23 protein-coding genes and 1 tRNA gene are annotated in these 19,029 nt (G+C 36.9%); 14 read left to right on the top strand and 10 right to left on the bottom strand.

Annotation, left to right across the window (positions count from 1 at the left end):
* Window positions 1-33: 33 nt before the first annotated feature.
* Genes J663_RS14350 through J663_RS14340 form a run of 3 tightly spaced genes read right to left on the bottom strand, consistent with a single transcriptional unit; the run spans window position 34 to window position 1,622 of the window.
* Window positions 34-300 carry an MmoB/DmpM family protein gene (locus J663_RS14350; RefSeq protein ID WP_031969823.1) on the bottom strand — a complete coding sequence of 89 codons (267 nt, stop codon included), beginning with the start codon at window positions 298-300 and terminating at the stop codon, window positions 34-36.
* A gap of 11 nt (window positions 301-311) precedes the next feature.
* Window positions 312-1,313, bottom strand: coding sequence for an aromatic/alkene monooxygenase hydroxylase subunit beta (locus J663_RS14345; RefSeq protein WP_033850548.1), 1,002 nt, complete (start codon window positions 1,311-1,313; stop codon window positions 312-314).
* 21 nt (window positions 1,314-1,334) lie between these two features.
* On the bottom strand, window positions 1,335-1,622 hold the full coding sequence (locus J663_RS14340; protein WP_000193471.1) for a phenol hydroxylase subunit: 288 nt from the start codon (window positions 1,620-1,622) through the stop codon (window positions 1,335-1,337).
* A gap of 369 nt (window positions 1,623-1,991) precedes the next feature.
* Between J663_RS14340 and mobR the strand changes: the two genes are divergently transcribed.
* Window positions 1,992-3,662: a phenol degradation transcriptional regulator MobR gene (gene mobR, locus J663_RS14335; RefSeq protein ID WP_033850545.1), complete on the top strand. Its 1,671-nt coding sequence runs from the start codon at window positions 1,992-1,994 to the stop codon at window positions 3,660-3,662.
* Window positions 3,663-3,719: 57 nt separating this feature from the next.
* Here mobR and J663_RS14330 read toward each other — a convergent pair whose 3' ends face one another.
* Complete coding sequence (locus J663_RS14330) at window positions 3,720-3,920, bottom strand: heavy-metal-associated domain-containing protein (protein WP_078210158.1); 201 nt, start codon at window positions 3,918-3,920, stop codon at window positions 3,720-3,722.
* A 166-nt stretch (window positions 3,921-4,086) separates the two neighbouring features.
* On the opposite strand from J663_RS14330, the gene J663_RS14325 reads away from it, so the two are divergent.
* The 3 genes from J663_RS14325 (at window position 4,087) to J663_RS14315 (ending at window position 7,470) form a co-directional block, all read left to right on the top strand.
* Window positions 4,087-6,558, top strand: a complete 2,472-nt coding sequence (locus J663_RS14325) for a heavy metal translocating P-type ATPase (protein WP_033850544.1) — start codon at window positions 4,087-4,089, stop codon at window positions 6,556-6,558.
* A 75-nt stretch (window positions 6,559-6,633) separates the two neighbouring features.
* The gene (gene cueR, locus J663_RS14320; protein ID WP_001020650.1) at window positions 6,634-7,035 is read left to right on the top strand and encodes a Cu(I)-responsive transcriptional regulator; all 402 of its coding nucleotides are present in this window, start codon (window positions 6,634-6,636) and stop codon (window positions 7,033-7,035) included.
* 27 nt (window positions 7,036-7,062) lie between these two features.
* Entirely contained in the window at window positions 7,063-7,470 is a 408-nt protein-coding gene (locus J663_RS14315) for a GFA family protein (RefSeq protein ID WP_033850543.1), read from the top strand.
* Window positions 7,471-8,078: 608 nt separating this feature from the next.
* Here the strand turns inward: J663_RS14315 and J663_RS14310 are convergent.
* Window positions 8,079-8,435: a four-helix bundle copper-binding protein gene (locus J663_RS14310; protein WP_033850541.1), complete on the bottom strand. Its 357-nt coding sequence runs from the start codon at window positions 8,433-8,435 to the stop codon at window positions 8,079-8,081.
* Between the two features lie 459 nt (window positions 8,436-8,894).
* Entirely contained in the window at window positions 8,895-9,224 is a 330-nt protein-coding gene (locus J663_RS14305) for a hypothetical protein (RefSeq protein WP_005070242.1), read from the bottom strand.
* Between the two features lie 441 nt (window positions 9,225-9,665).
* Here J663_RS14305 and J663_RS14300 point away from each other — a divergent pair, with 441 nt between their 5' ends.
* Window positions 9,666-10,259, top strand: coding sequence for a LysE family translocator (locus tag J663_RS14300; RefSeq protein ID WP_033850539.1), 594 nt, complete (start codon window positions 9,666-9,668; stop codon window positions 10,257-10,259).
* A gap of 48 nt (window positions 10,260-10,307) precedes the next feature.
* A complete protein-coding gene (locus J663_RS14295) occupies window positions 10,308-10,526 on the top strand; it encodes a hypothetical protein (RefSeq protein WP_033850537.1) in 219 nt (72 codons plus the stop codon).
* Between the two features lie 254 nt (window positions 10,527-10,780).
* On the opposite strand, the gene xseB is transcribed toward J663_RS14295, so the two are convergent.
* Window positions 10,781-10,975, bottom strand: a complete 195-nt coding sequence (xseB, locus tag J663_RS14290; protein ID WP_002119890.1) for an exodeoxyribonuclease VII small subunit — start codon at window positions 10,973-10,975, stop codon at window positions 10,781-10,783.
* Window positions 10,965-12,230: an exodeoxyribonuclease VII large subunit gene (xseA, locus tag J663_RS14285; RefSeq protein ID WP_033850534.1), complete on the bottom strand. Its 1,266-nt coding sequence runs from the start codon at window positions 12,228-12,230 to the stop codon at window positions 10,965-10,967. The genes xseB and xseA overlap by 11 nt, the downstream gene beginning before the upstream one ends.
* A gap of 255 nt (window positions 12,231-12,485) precedes the next feature.
* Here xseA and J663_RS14280 point away from each other — a divergent pair.
* A tRNA-Met gene (locus J663_RS14280) sits at window positions 12,486-12,562 on the top strand.
* Between the two features lie 175 nt (window positions 12,563-12,737).
* Window positions 12,738-12,971 (top strand): hypothetical protein, encoded by a 234-nt coding sequence (locus tag J663_RS14275; protein ID WP_002119938.1) that lies wholly within the window; start codon window positions 12,738-12,740, stop codon window positions 12,969-12,971.
* Between the two features lie 152 nt (window positions 12,972-13,123).
* On the opposite strand, the gene J663_RS14270 is transcribed toward J663_RS14275, so the two are convergent.
* Window positions 13,124-13,795: an XRE family transcriptional regulator gene (locus tag J663_RS14270; protein ID WP_002119885.1), complete on the bottom strand. Its 672-nt coding sequence runs from the start codon at window positions 13,793-13,795 to the stop codon at window positions 13,124-13,126.
* Between the two features lie 672 nt (window positions 13,796-14,467).
* Here J663_RS14270 and J663_RS14265 point away from each other — a divergent pair.
* The 3 genes from J663_RS14265 (at window position 14,468) to J663_RS14255 (ending at window position 15,897) form a co-directional block, all read left to right on the top strand.
* Complete coding sequence (locus J663_RS14265) at window positions 14,468-14,722, top strand: hypothetical protein (RefSeq protein ID WP_002119927.1); 255 nt, start codon at window positions 14,468-14,470, stop codon at window positions 14,720-14,722.
* Between the two features lie 209 nt (window positions 14,723-14,931).
* Window positions 14,932-15,321 carry a hypothetical protein gene (locus tag J663_RS14260; RefSeq protein ID WP_002119864.1) on the top strand — a complete coding sequence of 130 codons (390 nt, stop codon included), beginning with the start codon at window positions 14,932-14,934 and terminating at the stop codon, window positions 15,319-15,321.
* A 30-nt stretch (window positions 15,322-15,351) separates the two neighbouring features.
* Window positions 15,352-15,897 (top strand): glycoside hydrolase family 108 protein, encoded by a 546-nt coding sequence (locus J663_RS14255; protein WP_033850532.1) that lies wholly within the window; start codon window positions 15,352-15,354, stop codon window positions 15,895-15,897.
* A 96-nt stretch (window positions 15,898-15,993) separates the two neighbouring features.
* Here J663_RS14255 and J663_RS14250 read toward each other — a convergent pair whose 3' ends face one another.
* Window positions 15,994-16,611: a LysE family translocator gene (locus tag J663_RS14250; protein ID WP_033850530.1), complete on the bottom strand. Its 618-nt coding sequence runs from the start codon at window positions 16,609-16,611 to the stop codon at window positions 15,994-15,996.
* 239 nt (window positions 16,612-16,850) lie between these two features.
* Between J663_RS14250 and J663_RS14245 the strand changes: the two genes are divergently transcribed.
* The 3 genes from J663_RS14245 to J663_RS14235 all read left to right on the top strand — a co-directional run bounded on the left by J663_RS14245 (window position 16,851) and on the right by J663_RS14235 (window position 18,789).
* Window positions 16,851-17,783, top strand: coding sequence for a lauroyl acyltransferase (locus J663_RS14245; RefSeq protein WP_033850529.1), 933 nt, complete (start codon window positions 16,851-16,853; stop codon window positions 17,781-17,783).
* Window positions 17,784-18,126: 343 nt separating this feature from the next.
* Entirely contained in the window at window positions 18,127-18,342 is a 216-nt protein-coding gene (locus J663_RS14240) for a cold-shock protein (protein ID WP_005070223.1), read from the top strand.
* 222 nt (window positions 18,343-18,564) lie between these two features.
* Window positions 18,565-18,789, top strand: coding sequence for a hypothetical protein (locus J663_RS14235; protein WP_017386331.1), 225 nt, complete (start codon window positions 18,565-18,567; stop codon window positions 18,787-18,789).
* Window positions 18,790-19,029 lie beyond the last annotated feature (240 nt).

Raw genomic sequence — 19,029 nt, 5'->3', positions numbered from 1 at the left:
TTAAATCTTTGTTAAACAACGTCTATGTTGTGATTAATTCCAGTGAAGGCGGAAAGTATCGTCATCTTCTTCGACATTGCCGCCCAGCGTAATCATGTTGAGTTGTAACGATTGGATGTCCCAATCTTGGCCTAGTTTTTCAGATACGGTTTCAGCTTTAATCACCAAATCAGTTTCACTTTCAATGCGAATCATGGCGGGGAAATACTGAATTGAAGCTTCAGGGGTATCTTCTTCAATCGCTTCGATGATGTAGCGTGAAGTATCGTTGTCTTGTAACGCGAGATAGACTTTAGACATGTTGCTTCTCCTTAAGCATTTGCAAGTTCTGGTTGTAGGCCGAGTTTTTTTGCACGTTCAATAACGGCTTGTTCTGCTTGATCAACTGCATCTGCTGTTAAGGCTGCTATTGCCCACGGTGTAAAAGCTGCTTTTACTTGAGCTAGAGACTCAGTGAACCATTCATTTAATAGCTGTTTGTTGTGATCGGACTCTGCTGCGGCAGTTTTAATGACGGTGTCTGACCACTTACGTAAATCACCTAAAGTATCTTTCATAAATTCAGTCAGCATGGCTAAGTCACGAGCATTTTGAGTGACTAACCACTGATCAAACTGTTGATAGACAAGCTCTGTCACAAAGCCGTCAATCACAAGGTTCTGTAATAAGAAAAGTTTGAAGTAGTCTTGCTCGGTGAGGCTTTCTTCACACAGACGGCGTAGGTCTTGCCATGCAGGATGTTGCATCCAAGCCTGTTTTGCCTGTTGTAATGAATCTCCGCTATTACCATCTAAAGCTAAGCCAATCCGTGAGATGTACTGCGCTATCCCTAAATGATCCATTGCGGCATAAATACAAGCTTGGGTTAGCACGGTGCCATAACCATAGGCACTGCCAGACATCATGTGTAAGTTTGCAGTTTGTTCAACGTGGCGAAATGGCAATAGGCACTCAATGACCTTAGCTTTGACTTCATCAGACAAATGTTCTGCAAGCTGACGTTTTTCGAAAAAAGCAAAATTACTTTCGGCTGTGTCCTGCAAACGTGCACGATGTTGAACGTAAGTTCCATAATAGAATTGACGTGGATCTTTGAATGCATACCAATCTTGCATTTGCAGGGTAGTATGGGTTTTGTCATTTAAAGTCTTTTCAGGTTTCCACAAAGGACGATAGTGAAAGTTAGTTTCTGCCTGTACATCGAAACTTACTTCTTGATATCGAGTAGCTGGCTTACTACCAAATCGTCTTTCGATATAGGCGTAGTTCTGGCGGATAGGTTCGACATTTGACGTTTTGATTTCTAAAGTCATGGCTTTATCTCCTTATATTTTTTACATTTGATCATCGTGATCGTTGCTATTACGTTGCGTGCCGACTAAGGTTGCTTCAGTGCCATAGCGCCATTTTTCTTCCTGAGCATCGTTAAAAGCTTGCTGCTCTTGGGTCATTTCAACCACTTGATTGGTCTTACAAAAATCATTAAATGCATGTTTAGGCAAAACCAGTTCCACAAATAGACTTGGATCGTGAATGGCAAAATCGAATTCGATAAACTCTGCGTTTAAGTCGCCAGTGACCCGAATATATTTGGTTAATGCTTCGACTTGAGGTTGCGTCATGCTGTACTCCATCAAGACATGGTCTTGAAATTGATGAATGCTCCTTGCTCTCGCTATAAGCTTTACAAAAGCTATGCCAACTTTATTTTTATTATTAAAAACAATTAATTAAGATTTTTATGGAAAATGAGGAATTTTTTAAATTCACCATTTCATGAATTTTTTTGAATGGTGAAATAGAGATATTCATGATTTGATGAATAGGGTCGTAAAAATTTCTTTTTAGATTGTTTGAGGCTTTAAATGGAGAGATTTAGAAATACTTTTTTAGTATGAAGTTATGTCTTTAAGATACTAGGACATTTATCTGGTTCTTCGATAAGATGAGATAAAACCCAAATGTGTTTAATGGATTAAAACAGATCACTCATGGCTCGAGTAAAATACGATACAACGGGACGATACGCAGATCATCCGCAAGAAATTCACGATTTGCTGTCTAAATTGCACTTTGATACTGCCCACGGCCAAATCTGGTTTGATGAATATCGGATGCTGCTTTTACACACCAGCATTATGGGATATTTGCGTAAAGACTTAGCACACATGATAGGCCTTGAGCGGACTAAGCGTTTCTTTATTCGATTAGGGTATCAAGCTGGGTTAAAAGATGCAGAAGTTACAACAAACATGCGTCCCGATTTAAATGAACACGATGCTTTTATGGCGGGTCCACAAATGCACGCCATTCGTGGAATGGTGCAAGTACAGGCCAACCAGCTCAATTTAAGCCACGATAAAAAACAGTTTTATGCCGATTTAAATTGGCTTAACTCTTTTGAAGCTGATGTGCATTTAGAGCATTTTGGTCCAAGTGATGAACCTGCGTGCTGGATGCTTCTAGGTTATGCGTGCGGCTACAGTAGTTTTGCGACGGGCATGACCATTATCTATCAAGAAATAGAGTGTAAAGCTTGCGGCCACGAGCATTGTCGTATTATTGGTAAGCCTTTAGAAGAGTGGGAAAATGCAGATGAGCTAATTCAGTTCATGTCTCCCGAACCCATGGAAAAAGAACTCATTGCGTTGCAGGCTGAACTTTTTGAACTTAAAAAATCAATTTACAGTGATAGTGAAGCCGATTACCAATTATTTAGTTCTGTGGGTAAGTCAGCATCTTATAAACAGGTCTGTGCATTATTAACAAAGGCGGCAGGTTCGAAAGTTTCTATTTTACTACAAGGCGAAACCGGCGTTGGTAAAGAAGCTTTTGCACGAGGTGTCCATGAAAATAGCCAAAGAAAAGACCAGCCTTTTATTGCGGTAAATTGTGCAGCGATTCCGCCAGAGTTAATTGAGTCTGAGTTATTTGGCGTAGAAAAAGGTGCTTATACAGGAGCGCATCAATCTCGCTTGGGTAAGTTTGAACGAGCCAATGGTGGTACGATTTTTTTAGACGAAGTGATTGAGCTTTCACCCCGTGCACAAGCTGCGCTATTACGCATTTTGCAAGAAGGTGAATTTGAGCGAGTAGGAGACTCACAAACTCGTATTTTAGATGTTCGTGTAATTACAGCGACTAATGAAGACCTTGAACAAGCTGTGAAAACAGGACGATTTCGGGCAGATTTGTATTATCGCTTAAATATTTTTCCAGTTCAGATTCCGCCTTTGCGGGAGCGCCGTGAAGATATTCCTTTACTGGTTGAACACTTTCTTCATCGCTTTGAAAAAATGTACGGCAAAACCATTCAGGGTGTAAGTGAAAAGACCAAAGTTTTTATGCAGCAATATGAATGGCCGGGCAATATTCGTGAGTTGGAAAACTTATTAGAAAGGGCTGTTTTATTAACGGATGATCAGCAACTGATTAAGTTAAATGCCATTTTCCCGCAGATCAAGCATGACCCAGAGCAGGCTGTAGTTGTTAAAACTAACTTTGAGCAATTGTTGCAGGCAGAGTTTAATTTAGAAGAACACGAGAAGCAGTTAATTTTAACGGCTTTAAAAAAAGCCAATCATAATGTGTCTGAAGCGGCACGTTTATTGGGAATATCTCGGGCAGCATTAGATTATCGAATTAAAAAATTTCAGCTTTGAGTCAATATCAACAAGCTCAAAAATAAAGGCCTAACTTTAAACGTTAGGCCTTATTCATTATTGCACTTTCGCTGGGAAACCATCTTCTTCAAGTGCTTCGGTAATTTTGTCGATGCTTTCACTGCTTTCAACAGTCACGATTTTGGTCGCTAAGTCTACATCTACTTTTGCATTTGGATCGACGTCCTGAATCGTCGCAGTCACTCCACGAGCGCAGCCACCACAAGTCATATTTTCAATAAGTAGTTTCATATTCATACTCCATCAAGAATGAGATATTTGTTTGGATAACACTGAGTCTAAACCTTGTCATGATTGTAAGGTCAAGACCAAATTTTTAAAAAAATATGCTTGACCTTCCCATGATGGGAATCTGTATGCTCAATACAGAATATTAAATTTTGCAGATTTGCAGAGGTGTTTGATGGACTCAAAAACCACAAAATTGCCAGCATATAGTGAAACACTTCCAATCGAAGGCATGACGTGTGCCTCGTGTGTAGGTCGTGTCGAAAAAGCACTTAAAAAAGTTGAAAATATAGAGATTGCCAATGTTAATTTGGCAACAGAAAAAGCGGTTGTTTATTCAAATCAACCAATCCAGCGCGAAGCACTGGTTAAAGCAGTTGAACGAGCAGGTTATGATGTTCCCAAAGCTGCGCCAGTGGAGTTGTCTATTGAGGGCATGACCTGTGCGTCTTGTGTTGCACGTGTAGAAAAAGCCCTTAAAAAAGTAGACGGTGTTCAACAAGCTACGGTCAACTTAGCAACAGAGCAGGCTTGGGTACAAGCAGATGCATCAGTTAATGTTGAAGACTTAATTCGCGCTGTTAAAAAAGCAGGTTACGACGCTAAAGCATCTGAAAAAAATCAAGATGAGCAACTCGATAAAAAAGCGTCAGAGTTAGATCAGCTAAAAAAAGATTTGATCATTTCGATTGTGTTGGCCTCACCTGTGTTTATTTTGGAAATGGGTTCACATCTCATTCCAGCTTTTCACATGTGGATCATGGACACCATTGGCCAATACAATAGCTGGCTTTTACAGTTTGCTTTGACCACATTAGTGCTCGTTTTTCCAGGTCGCCGTTTTTATCAAAAAGGGATTCCAGCGCTGTGGCGTTTAGCACCAGATATGAACTCGCTAGTGGCAGTTGGAACCTTGGCTGCCTACAGTTTTTCAGTAGTGGCAACCTTTATGCCGCAGGTTTTACCACAAGGTACGGTCAATGTTTACTTTGAAGCGGCTGCTGTAATTGTCAGTTTAATTTTACTCGGACGATATTTCGAAGCCAAAGCTAAAGGACGTACTTCGCAAGCTATTCAACATTTAGTGGGCATGCAGCCTAAAACCGCTCGCATTCAGCGTGATGGACAAATAGTGGAAGTTGCAGTTGCTGAAGTAGTCAGTGGAACTATTGTAGAAATCCGTCCGGGTGAGCGTGTGCCTGTCGATGGTGAAGTGGTTGAAGGGCACAGCTACATTGATGAATCTATGATTACGGGTGAGCCAGTCCCTGTTGAAAAAATAGTTGGACAACAAGTAGTTGGGGGTACGGTCAATCAAAACGGTACTCTAAACATTCGGGCAACTGCTGTTGGTTCTTCATCTGTACTGTCACAAATTATTCGCATGGTTGAGCAGGCCCAAGGTTCTAAACTTCCGATTCAGGGCTTAGTCGATAAAGTCACTATGTGGTTTGTGCCTGTAGTCATGTTAATTGCTGCAATTACTTTCTTGGTTTGGTTTATTTGGGGGCCAGAGCCTGCGCTGACTTTTGGTTTAGTGAATGCTGTTGCGGTACTGATTATTGCGTGTCCTTGTGCGATGGGACTTGCAACACCAACTTCTATTATGGTCGGTACTGGACGTGGTGCTGAGTTAGGTGTCTTGTTCCGTAAAGGTGAAGCTTTGCAGCTTTTACAAGAAGCGCAGGTCGTTGCAGTTGATAAAACGGGTACACTCACCGAAGGCAAACCGACACTGACTGACTTTAATGTGCAACAGGGCTTTGAACGCAAACAAGTGCTGACTTTAGTTGCCTCAGTCGAAGCCAAGTCTGAACACCCGATTGCACTCGCGATTGTTCAAGCAGCAGAAAGTGAAGGCCTAAACTTATTACCAGTAACAGCATTTAACTCGATTACAGGTTCAGGTATTGAAGCGGAAGTTTCAGGCCAGAAAGTACAAATTGGTGCAGATCGTTATATGCACCAACTTGGTTTAGACACCAACTCTTTCCAAGCGATTGCTGCTCAGTTAGGTGAAGAAGGTAAAACACCGCTTTATGTTGCTATCGATCAGCAACTTGCAGCAATTATTGCCGTGGCAGATCCAATTAAAGAAACAACCTATGCTGCGATTGAGGCCTTACATCAGCTTGGGTTAAAGGTTGCAATGATTACTGGAGACAACCGTCATACGGCACAAGCCATTGCCAAAAAGCTGAACATTGATGAAGTTGTGGCAGAGGTTTTACCCGAGGGCAAAGTGGACACAGTCCGCCAACTGCAAAAACAGTATGGGCGCTTAGCTTTTGTTGGTGATGGTATTAACGATGCACCAGCCTTGGCGCAAGCAGATGTCGGTTTAGCTATTGGTACAGGAACAGATGTTGCCATCGAAGCAGCTGATGTTGTGCTCATGTCAGGTAGTTTAAAAGGCGTACCGAATGCAATTGCATTAAGTAAAGCCACCATGCGAAACATACGTCAAAACCTGTTCTGGGCATTTGTATATAACGTAGCCCTAATTCCAATTGCAGCAGGGGCATTATATCCAGCATTTGGTGTGTTACTTTCACCGATGTTTGCAGCAGGCGCGATGGCACTTTCTTCGGTCTTTGTTTTAGGCAATGCATTACGCTTAAAACGCTTTCATGCGCCAGTAGAGTAAGCGTGCTGAAAATCAACTTTTGGTTTAAGATCATGACAGCAGGTCTTAAACCAAATTTAATATTTGAGGTGTGAGATGAATATCGGTCAGGCATCCAAACATTCGGGCATTTCGGCGAAAATGATTCGCTACTATGAAGAAATCGGTTTACTTGAAGCAGCTCAGCGTTCTGCTTCTGGCTATCGCATCTATTCAGAAACAGACCTTAAAACTTTAAACTTTTTAAAGCATGCTCGAGAGTTAGGTTTTTCATCTGAACAGATGAAAGAGCTTATTTCACTTTGGAAAAATACTGATCGGCATAGTGCAGAGGTGAAAGCCTTAACCGTCAAACACATTGCCGAATTAAAGCAAAAAATTGCCCACCTACAAGAAATGGTTAATATTTTGCAGGCTTCTGCCGATGATTGCTGTGGCGATCAACAGGCTTCTTGTGCCATTTTAGATCATATTGAAAAAGGGGTGGGTGTAAGCTAAATCCCATAAAAATAAAAAGTTAAAATCATGATTTATACAGCTTCTTGTCTTTGTAATGGTGTTCAACTCAGCATTAATGCTGAATTAAATCCCATTATGGTTTGTCATTGTAAGCAATGCCAAAAAGCACAAGGGGCTGCTTTTGCTGCCATCACTCAAGTACAAAAAAGTGATTTAAACATTGTGCAGGGTGAAAACCTGTTACAGGCTTATTTTGCATCACCTAATAAAAAGAGAGTGTTCTGTAAAACTTGTGGTTCACCGATCTGGAGTGAACGTCTAGATAAGCCAGAAGTGGTACGCCTGAGGGTCGGACTTATTAATGAAGAAATATCGACGCCAGTCATCTCTCATGCTTTTGTTAATTCACAAGTGAAGTGGTATCCAATTTGTGATGACGCTCGCCAATATCCAAATGGGGTAGAAAACCCTTAAATATTAAGGATAGATCGTATTTTGTTCATTTGTAAAAAAACGTGAACAAGACTAGTCATGAATAAATAATGTGCTATAACTGTACCTAAGGTAATCGTAATATCTCCTCGATCCACAGGGAAACTTGGGACAGGGCAAAAGATACGATAAGACCTTACATATAGCTAGCAAAGAGCAAACAAGAGTTGGATAGACACAACGCTTACATTGCTCACCGTTGCAGAAAAGCCCGTGAAACGGGCTTTTTTAATGCCTGTAAAAAAGCTATTTCTTATTTGGAAATATCTTATACTTTTAAACTATTTATGAAAAATTAATGTAAAAATAATAAAATATTTCAAATATACAGACTTTTCTGTATTGCAATTTATTTTTATTAAGGGTACATTTGGTTAACGGTTTAAAGTTCAAGTTTAATAATGAACTCATGGTCGTTGTGGGAGATCTAAGAGCCTGCATTTTCCCCAAGATGCGGGTTTTTTTTATGCCTGTAAAAAAGTAAAAATTGTAATCAGCTTAAATAAAAAATATCTAATTTACTGTTATCTAAAATATTTTAATTAGCCTACGATCTAAAGATTGCGTAGGCTTAAAGTTGTGAATACCACTTAGGAACGATATGCCAGACAAGCTTGTGCGCAAGCAAGACATGCTTTAGCACAAACTTGGCAGTGTTTATGGTCATGTTTACTGCATTCTGCTGCACAAAGTTGACAAGCGTTCGCACAAAGTTGCATGGCTGATTCTGCTAGCTCAGAGTTTCTTAGTTCTAAAGACGTACAAAGTTGGCAGGTTTCTACACATGTCATGCAATGCTTAATACAGTCACGCATCATACTTACATGTTCTTCTTGCAAACATGCAGCTGCACATGTTTTGCAGGCAATCATACATTCAATGCAGGCTTGAATTGAGGTAGAGGCATTACAAAATAAAGAAGAGTTGGTTTCTTGTTGAGTTTCCATAAAAGTTCTCCTGTCGAAGACTATTATTAAAAAACAGAATATTGTTATCTCTTTTCATTTTATAAAATCATTTCTTTGCTAGGTGAGTTTGAAATGAAAGGTCTACAAACGCTCAATAGGGCTTAACCTCGTATAAGAATGTTACATCTAGCTACTTCAGTTATAAATTTCAAAACTACCTGCCTAGCATTAGATTTAAAATTTGATTCGATATAATACTTTTGGCTAATTTCTTATTGTGTGAAAATTGTGCAAATTATCAGTGTGAACTTTAAGGGCACACGAAATGGAAAACGTTAATCAATTTGCTCACGGAGCTGAGCATGAAGTCCACATACATTGCAAACGATCATTAAGCACTTTAATACTGAGTATGCTCGTATTAATTACAACTGGTCGTTAAAAGAAAAAGCACCTAAGGGTGCTTTTTCTATATGAGTTTAAAGTAAATGCCTTCACTTAAGAGTCTATAAAGCCACGCCGTTTTTTGTAGGCTTTACGGTCATAAGAAGGGATGTTTGATTGCTGGAGATCAATCGCGAGTTGTTTCTTGCGTTGAAACTGAACTTCACTTAGAAGAGCAGCATAAATTTTGGGACGATCAGTTTTAAACTTTTCTACATCCAACGGAATCGTATCTTCATTCTTAACAATGTACAGCACAGAGCCATTGCCATTCGTTTCATAAACCGTCCAACCAACTCGTACAATGTAGAGTCCGGTTTTCTGATTCTTGCCTAAATAAGATTTAAAACCATCTGGATGAGGGCGAACATAAGCATTCATCATGCATCCTCCATCATCTGATTTATTTGATGAAAGCGACAATCAAAGAATTGATGGGGAACGGGACATCATATTCAGTAAAATCACGATTTCTAGTTGTTTATATATTGATCAATTTTCAAATTTCAAGTCAGAAAAAAGCGTTTATTAAATAAGCTGAATAAGAAATAAATATTAAAAATAACGGCTTATTTTTCTGTGAAAAAAAGCTTGATTTAAGTGTTTAGCGAGCATAAAAAATAGCGCTTATTCTAGGTTTATGTGATCGATTTTGCATATTTAAAATTATTGAAATAGTAAGTGAATTTGTAGTCAGGTGGAGTTAATTGTTTGTTTTAAAATTAAAAAAATAAACTTCAATATTTCTTGTTACAACCATTATGTCGACAATAGATATTCCTTTTTGACATATTTCGCCTAGCATAACTAAAGAGTTCGTTGCCTATGGTGTCATTTATGTTTATTGGACTTGTGGTCACCATTTTGTTGACTCCAGGCCCAACAAATACATTGTTAGCCTCGGCTGGAATACAAGCGGGGGTGAAGCAGTCTCTTAAACTTATTCCTGCTGAAGTGATGGGTTATCTCATTGCAATTACTTCATGGGGTATTTTGCTTGAGTCAGTTTCACATTTTATCCCTTGGCTTCCTGCCTTATTAAAGTTAATAAGTGCAACTTTTATTCTCTACCTTGCATTTAAACTTTGGATAACATCAACAAATGACATCAAATTAGACAGCCCACTGATTACACCTAAGGCTTTATTTGTTGCAACACTTTTAAACCCTAAAGCTTTACTCTTTGCTTCTGCTATTTTTCCACATGCAGCATGGGAAGTGCTTCACGTTTATTTTGTGCATATTGCTATTTTTTTATCATTAATTACACCCATTGCATTTTTATGGATTGCTTTTGGAACAGTATTAATTTCAAACAAAGTAACTTGGTTAAACCAACGTAATTTACAACGTACGGCTGCATTTATTTTAACTTTTTTTGCGATGCCAATCGGCTATTCTGCGATTAGCTCATTTTAAACTTAACCCTTTATTTATATTAAAAAATTTAATTTTTAGGAGATTTTCATGACAAGATTAAAAGTAATTATCAAGGATCAGTTTGATAAAGAATCAATTGCTTTGGCAAAAGTTAGACCCATGAATGATCACGCGCTCGAACTTCATAAGAGCATTGAACATATTGAAATTAATGATGATATTATTTTACCCAATATGGATTTGCTCTATGAAAACCCTAAAGACGGCAAAATTTATCAGTTAATTGGTCCATTCAGTGAGGAATAACTCTTAAATTAAATTTAACAATAACCATGAGTAGAGTTTGTATTTTGTATGGTCTTAATAGAAATCGTTTTATTTAAGAGATGGTGAAAATTAAGCCAAACTAACGTATAGACACAATTAAAATATTGAACATCTAAAATGGTTATGGGACTATGCCTGTGTAAAAATGTGACCTAATCCACATTTTTGCATTTCAGGATTAAGTGGATTTCACTAAGCCCATTCCTTCAATGAGAAGTAGGAGTGGGCTTTTTTTATTCTTTGAATGTCTCATCTAGAGCTTGTTGAACGGCTTCAATTCGTGATTTACACGCTTTATAAGCCGTAATAGATTCTTCAACAATCTTCATTAAATTATCGATATCCGGGCTTTCTTGAGACTCTAATAATTCGGCATTTTTCTTCAAAATGTCATGACCATCTTTAAACGTTAACTCTTCATTCTTCATTTGGAATTACCTGCGTAATGTTGGCTTCAACCACACCATCTTGCATCTCAATAGCAAGGGCGGGGCTTGAAATTTGGTGTATAGAGCGAATCGCTTTTCCTTCTGATCTAACAATTGCATAGCCCTTGGCCTGAACCTGTTTCGGGTTTTGCAAAAGAATTTCTTTCATCAAAGATTCGATTTGGGCTAATGAAAATTTAACTTGTTGTTGTGAGCTAAACTGAATACGTTCTTTCATCTGGTCAAGCAAACGATGTGCCGAGCTAAGTTGACTCTGTGCGGATGACTTAATGTGATGAAGCAGTTGATCATTTTTGCTTTGATAGGTCGTGATTTGATGTTGAGAAAGTAGCTTAATCGTTTGTAGGCTATCTACAGCTTCTTGTACGCGTTCAACAATGTGGTTGCGAATACCAGCAATGACTTTACTTGGTGTGTCAAACGAACGGTGTGCAATCTCATCTAAGATAGTACGGTCTTTTTCATGACCAATTCCCACCCAAATCGGTACACTGCGTTTGCAGAGCAGGGCGGCAAGCTCATAATCATTTAAATAAGCCAAGTCATTGACAGCACCTCCACCACGAATAATCACAATCAAATCTGGTGGAAATGTAAATGTGCTGGCCCATTGTCTTAAACCTGAACCTAAAGATTCAATCAAACTGGTTGCAGCCGTGTTTCCTTGAAAAGTAGCGGTGTGATACACAAAATGGCAAACCCCATTTCGCTCAAGTGCATCTGCATCTTTTTTAAAGTCACCAAGGCCGGCAGCATTTTGAGGGGCAATGACTAAAACATTTTGAATATCAAAAGGAGTGGGGAGAAGTTTATTTTTATGAATTAAACCTTCTTGAGTAAGGCGTTCAATAATTTGCTGATAACGTTTAGCAATTTCACCCAATGTAAAACTTGAGTCAATTTCTTCAATGTTGACTGAAAATCCATATTGAGGATCAAAACGTGCTCTAATTTTGATGAGCACATTTAAGTCGCTAGAAATCTCAATCCCAGTTTCACGTTCAAACTTTAAAACAATTTTACTCGCTGAAAATTTCCAGATCGTGGCTTTACAGCTGGCAATGACTTTATCCGTCTCTGCATCTTTTTCTGCGAGTTCTAAATAGTAATGACCGCCCTTAATATTTAAATTTCGAATTTCTGCTTTTACCCAAACTGGCTCATCAAAAGCCACACGTATGACTTCCTGAACTGTGCCGAGATATTCACTAAGGGAAAACTGAGGTTCAGACATACGAACTAAAAATTAAAGGGCCAAACTAGATAGTATAAAAGCCATCCAACCAAGGCAATTGTTGTCTATGAATATCGGGTTCTATTTAAAATAAATACAACAAATTAAAGAATTAAAAATTGAAATTGATAAGTGAATTTAGACTGAACGGTTAAAATGAAAAAATAATAAAAAGAGAATTGTTAATAATTACAACCGATTAAAAAATAAAGTTTGCTTTATAAAATATATGAGCGTATAAAGCTTACTTCCAATTGCGGGGTGGAGCAGTCTGGTAGCTCGTCGGGCTCATAACCCGAAGGTCGTTGGTTCAAATCCGACTCCCGCATCCAAAAATATTATGCTCTGTGATGTACCACTTTTCATAATACGAAAATTATGAAAAGCAATTAGCTTATAAATAACCCTATATAAAGCTAAATATTAAATTCTAGACGAACTGTCCATACCCTAAATCTAGCGTTCTAATTACATACCGTAAAATCACATGAGCTCAGTGATGAGTGAATGATTGTGAATATAGTAAATGAGTGGCACATTGCCACAGCCGTAAATGGCAACGAAATTAATGTGAGGATTGTTCCTCATGTGCGTAAACAAAACTCTCTCGATGGATATCGTTGGGTCGAAGTTGGTAAAAAAATTCAACTTCAATCTGGTGAAGAAATTGAGTTAAACCAAGATGGTAAAAGCTTCTATGCCGGATTTAATCAACTTTATCGTTTAAATACATATTGTTGATAAAACCATGGTAATAAAGCGAGAAAACCTATCTCTTTTAAAGGAGATAGGTTTTTTTATGTCTACAGGTTATATAAATAATTAAAGTTATAAAAAGGCTGAAGTGATTAAAAATAAGTGCATTATTATTTTAATTATATTTAATAACTAAATTAGCCTGCTCGCCAGAACTGGCGACCCATAACCTTAAAGTTTTTACCGTTCTCTTCTGTTACACGTCGGTCTCTAAATTTTTCATTTAAGCTATGCAAAATTAAAGAACCATCTGCCTCTTTAAAAATCTGTTTAATCATTCCTTCACCGGCAAAGTAAACCGCATAAATCTCGCCATCAATGACTTCAGTCTGTGAGATATCAATACCCACCAAATCTCCGTCTTTAATGTAGTCGGTCATGCTGTCGCCCTTAGCTTTAATAATACGCATGCATTCTTGAGCAACGCGTTTTTCTTTAAAGAATGAAGCGGGGAAAGGAATTTTTCCATTAATAGCATCGAAATGAAATTCGATAGATTCACCTGTCCCGCAAGAAAAGTTAGCTTCTACAACTTCAATCCAAACATATTGATCGGTAGATTCTGCACTCACCACAGTCGGGCTAAATACATCACTTTCTCTAAAAGAGTCTTCAGTATTCCCCGTCGTTAACCAATAACCATCCACTCCTAAAAATTGGGCAATTAAAGGAAGAAATGCAGATTTTAAATTTTTCCCTGACTCTAAAGCCTGATAGGCAGGTTGTGACATCTTTACAGCTTCTGCCACTTCAGCCTGAGTTTTTTTGGCTTTAATTCTAGAGTCTTTTAAACGGTCTTTAAGAGCCATAATGGTTACACCAGTAAACTTATAACAAATATATAACTTAAGTTATATCTAGTAAAACAACTATAGTTATTGACTAATAATAACTATAGTTATAATATCAGTTATATCTCAAGATGAATAGAGAAATTTTAAGTGGTGCCTAAGTCTCTATTTATTGCTTTATCAAAGCTTTGAGATGGAAGCTAAATTTATTTTGTTTCTAGAGGTAGCAGAATAAAAGGGAGATAGCTCAATTATTATTTGCAAACAGGCTATCAAAACAAAAATTGGAATAAAAAAAGCCCGATTCCGTGGATCAGGCTTAATGTTCGTCGATAAAGGGTATCAAGAACATGAAGAATTTAACAAAGATTGTGAGACCTAACAAAAGTTTCCGATATACGGCAAAGCCTTATATGAACTTTTTGGTCAAAAAATTAAGGCGTGTAAAAAGCTTAAATCCACAAAATTTAATACTTTTTTACATTTTTAGAAAAGGAAATATTTGTTTATAAATTAGTGGCTTAATTGCATATAGTTTGGTTCTTTATGATTGTTGTACCAGATGAAACGTTTCGAACACACATTTGTAGTCATAGCTTAGCTATATTGCTCAAAGAATGTATCAAAACCTCAAGAATAACAAACGATAAAGACGCCTTACTAACGAGTACATTGAGTTGGAGATAGTGAATGACTACAGCAATGCAGAACAGAGCTAAACAACTTAAAAATGCAAAACGTGGAGGGTATATCCCGACAATTGCCAAAGACGTAAACAAATATAAGGTACAAAAAATAAAAAGGGCACTTGAGGAGGCCAAGCAGATTGTAAATGAGCTTGAAGATGACGCATTCGAATTCGATGATCAAGTCTCTATGCAAAAAGCGATTGGTGCAATCACAGTGATTGAGTTGATTGAACAAGCCTTAAACGGTGCACACTAACAGGCTTTAGCATACAAACATTCTTTCTCGGACCCCTGAAATAAATGGGGTCAAGGATAAGTTCGTCTTGCAATTTAGCGCTGCTTTAAAGCGTTAGTGTTTTTTATTGACTGTAATAAAGAAAACGAAGGGATTAATAAACATTGAAAACCACAAGCTGGTCAACGTGATGAGTTTTCAAGTTTTACCCTTTAGCGCAGGACAAAGTCATGGAAACAGTTTCTAGCAGTGGGTTAGCCACATTTTTAAATTTTTATAGTATTGCAATTATGGTGGCTCTGGCAGTCAGCTTAGTTGTCGCAGTTGTATTGATGATGCGCTTTCCTCGTTCTCCACAAGAATGGATTGTTGCTCTCATCTGTACAGTAGTTTCAAGCCTGACAGGCGGCTCATTCATTATTATGAAATGGAACCTGCATGAATGGGTATCCGATATTTGGGGAATGATCACCCTATCTGGATTTTTCTTCATCTGTGGTTTACCGGGCTGGGCTATTGTGAGATGGATATTTAACTTCATCAATAAACAAGAAGGTAAAACGATTGTAGAGGTCATTAAAGACCTAAAAAAAGCAAAAGATGATCTCCAAAATAGCTAAAGACAGCTTTAAATATAAAGGTAGAATAAAATGAATATTGATCAATATTTAGAAAAAGTTATCAGCCGAGAAGGCGGATATGTTAACCATCCATCAGATCATGGCCATGCGACTAAATTTGGCATTACAGAAGCAGTCGCTCGATCGAACGGATATCAAGGCAACATGCAAGACTTGCCCTTAAGTGTCGCCAAATCTATTTATAAGCAAAAATACTGGCTTGAACCACAGTTTGACCAGATTAATGCGATTAGCCCAGCTATTGCAGAAGAGTTACTGGATACAGCTATAAATTGTGGCATCAATTTTACAAAGCCTTTATTACAACGTGCTTTAAATCTGCTGAATAAGCAGGGGAAGGAAGGTTGGTCAAATCTTGTGGTAGATTGCCAGTACGGACCTCTTACTTTGCAAGCACTGGCTACGTACTTAAATAGACGTAATAAAGAGGGTGAAAAAGTACTCGTGCGCATTTTAAATATTATGCAAGGGCAGCATTATATTGAAATTACCGAGAACAACCCTAACTACGAAGATTTCTTTTATGGTTGGATATTAAACAGAGTAACACTCTAAAAATGTATTAGAAGAGAACATGTTTAAAGATCTAATGAGTTAAAAAGCCTAACCATGAGTTAAGGCTTTTTAACAAATAATAGGTCGAGCAATGCTTTATTGTGCGATAAGTAAAATGGCAAGTAGAAAGAAAATAGCACCACTAATTTTATTGAGCATCGAGAAATTATTTCCAGCTAACATTTTATCTTTAAAAATTGAAGAGAAATTTGCATAAACTAAATGAATTAAAAAACCAATAAAACAAAAGGTTAAAGAAAGAATTAAAAATTGATTTAAAATCTCTTTCTTGATATCAATAAATTGAGGGAAGAGTGCGATAAAAAATACGATTGTTTTAGGATTAAGCAAAGATGCGAATAGGCCCTGATAAAACAATTTAGATTTACTTACAGCTTTATCTTTTTGTTGATCGGTCATTAACTCTTGGGTTGCAAGTTTTTTAGTAAAGTTTTTATATCCGAGATACATTAAATAAAATGCACCAATAAATTTTAAAACCGTAAAAATAGTAGGGTTACTGGTAATAATAAGTCCTACACCGCTGGCAGAAATTACAGCAATCACAAACATACCAATAATTAAACCACTTATTCCAAACAAAGCAGTTTTAACACCATAGTTAATTGAATTTGTGACAGTAAATAAAACTCCCGGTCCTGGGCTTAATAGGGTAAGAAATGCTATAGTTATAAATACTAAAAGACCGCTCACGCTGATATATCCTATTTATCAATTGAGGCAAGATTGTGCGGTTACTTTAAATGAGAAAATAATCGTTGTATACAGAAGGTTATGTATATTTAAGCCTTAAATAGATTAAATATTTAAAATATAGATTTGTATAAATAAATAGGGCATATAAAACTATAAAAGTGAAAGCAACATAAACACACAACGTTAAAAATTGAGCATGTTAGTATACTAAGTCTATACCTCAAGAAATCTATAGTATGACGAAAAATGAACGGCAGTTTAAATCTGGCGAGTTTCAATTTTCCTTTTTATCATTTAAATATTGGGGTATATGGTTTCTAGCTTTTATTCTAATGTTATTTGCGATGTTACCTTGGGCTATTCAATGGCGCCTCGCTGATTTTCTATCAAAAATAGCGTGGAAATCTTTAAGTTCTCGAAGAAAAACCACACTACGTAATTTACAAGCATGTTTTCCAGAAAAAACACCTTTGCAAATTGAGGCAAAAGCTAAACAGGTTTTTGTTGATACTTTAACGGGTGTATTTGAAGCTCTCAATGCTTGGTATTGCCCAAATTGGTTTAAAAGCCGTGTCCACATAGATGGTTTAGAAAATTTAACCAATAATCAGGAAAATGGCGTACTTTTATTAGGTACCCACAGTACACTTTTAGATGCAGGTGGAGCGGCGTGTACTTTATTCTTTAATATGGACGTGGTTTACCGACCTCAAAACAATCCGTTTTTAGATTTTCTGATTCATCGTAGTCGTGCGCGAGTGTATAAAAACCAAATTGCTCGAGATAACATGCGTGGACTCATACAAAACCTTAAACATGGTCATGCGATATGGTATAGCCCAGATCAGGATTTTGGCTTAAAACAAGGCGTAATGGCATCATTTTTCGGTATTCAGGCAGCCACTGTTACAGCGCATCGCAGACTAATGGATATCTCAAAAGCAGCAGCCGTGCCTTTATATTTTTACCGTAGTGGTGATATTCGTAATCCGCAATATCATGTTTTAGTAGAACCTAAATTAGAAAATTTCCCAAGTGGCTGTGAAGTCAGTGACGCTGAAAGGGTAAACAAGATTATTGAAAACCAAATTCGTATTGCTCCTACACAATACATGTGGTTTCACCGACGCTTTAAAACACGCCCTGCTGGTGAACAGAAATTCTATTAATGGCGTCAGTAACTCAAGAATTAAAAGTACTTCTTTCAATTAAAATATAGAATATTAGATTTTTAATTGAAAGGATCTTTAATCAAATCAAGATGAAAGATGTTGAGTCAACACTATAAAATTTTTCTTGCTTTAATTATTTTGAATATCGATTGCAAATGATTTTGAAGCGTGTATAGTCGAGCATAACTAACAAAATATTCTTGTCATCATAAATTTCTATTTCGCAGTTTTATTTATAAGTCTTCGGTTCATTCAGATATTTAAGTTTTCACGTCTATTTTTTAGTTAAATTGGTTTCCCCAATAATAAGTTATAATATTTTAAAATTTAGGATAAATATATGTCTACTTCTACTGGTACAGTAAAATGGTTCAATGAAACTAAAGGTTTTGGTTTTATTGCGGCTGATGAAGGTAAGGATATTTTCGCTCATTTTACCGATATTCAAACACAAGGTTTTAAGGTTCTCTTAGAAGGCCAACGTGTTGAGTTTACTGTAGTACAGGGTAAAAAAGGCCCACAAGCTTCAAATATTGTGATTCTTCAGAATTCATAATTTCATAGAGCGACTAGAGTTGTTTTAAATATATTATTTAAATAGAATATGTTTAAGGCTAAAGCGCTTTAGAAGAGTTTAAAAACCCACTCTATCTTGTGGGTTTTTTATAAGTTTTAATTAAACTTATCTTTCAAAATAAAAAGCAGAATAAAAATATGCTCTTAAAAGTGCTTCTAAATTTTTTGTTAAAATATAATTAATTAGGTGTATGGTACTCAAATGGATATTTGTATTGGCGGTATTTTAGACGGTCAAAAGATAGAAAATCATAATGATGTTCTTAAGATTGAAGAGCACTATTCAGATAATAGCTCTCAGTATGTTAAACAGCATTTCCACCTATTTGGAAAAATTTTTACCTTTTGGGTGTGCGAAGATATTGATTTACAACAGGCAATCAGAAAAGCCGAGAGAATTTTAGCGAATAAGAAAGAAACTCTTTAGTTGTTTGAAGTAGAACACTTCCGTGCCTTAATTTGGTTTAAAGATTTTCTTATTAAGTAATAGATATTTTTTATATTAGCTTAATAGAATTCGTTACAGAATTTTTTACAATACTCTTGTATATGTTACACAGCTTAACATTTTTTTTGTGGTATTTACTAACAATAGTAATACATTAGGCTTAATCTAAAGTTGTTTTATTTATTGCGCGAATAAAACAAAACCCACTTTAATAATATA

The sequence above is a fragment of the Acinetobacter sp. 826659 genome, from assembly GCF_000588515.1.
GTDB lineage: Bacteria > Pseudomonadota > Gammaproteobacteria > Pseudomonadales > Moraxellaceae > Acinetobacter > Acinetobacter pittii.
Note: the sequence above shows the minus strand (reverse complement) of the source record. Positions and strands in the feature narration are given on the sequence as shown.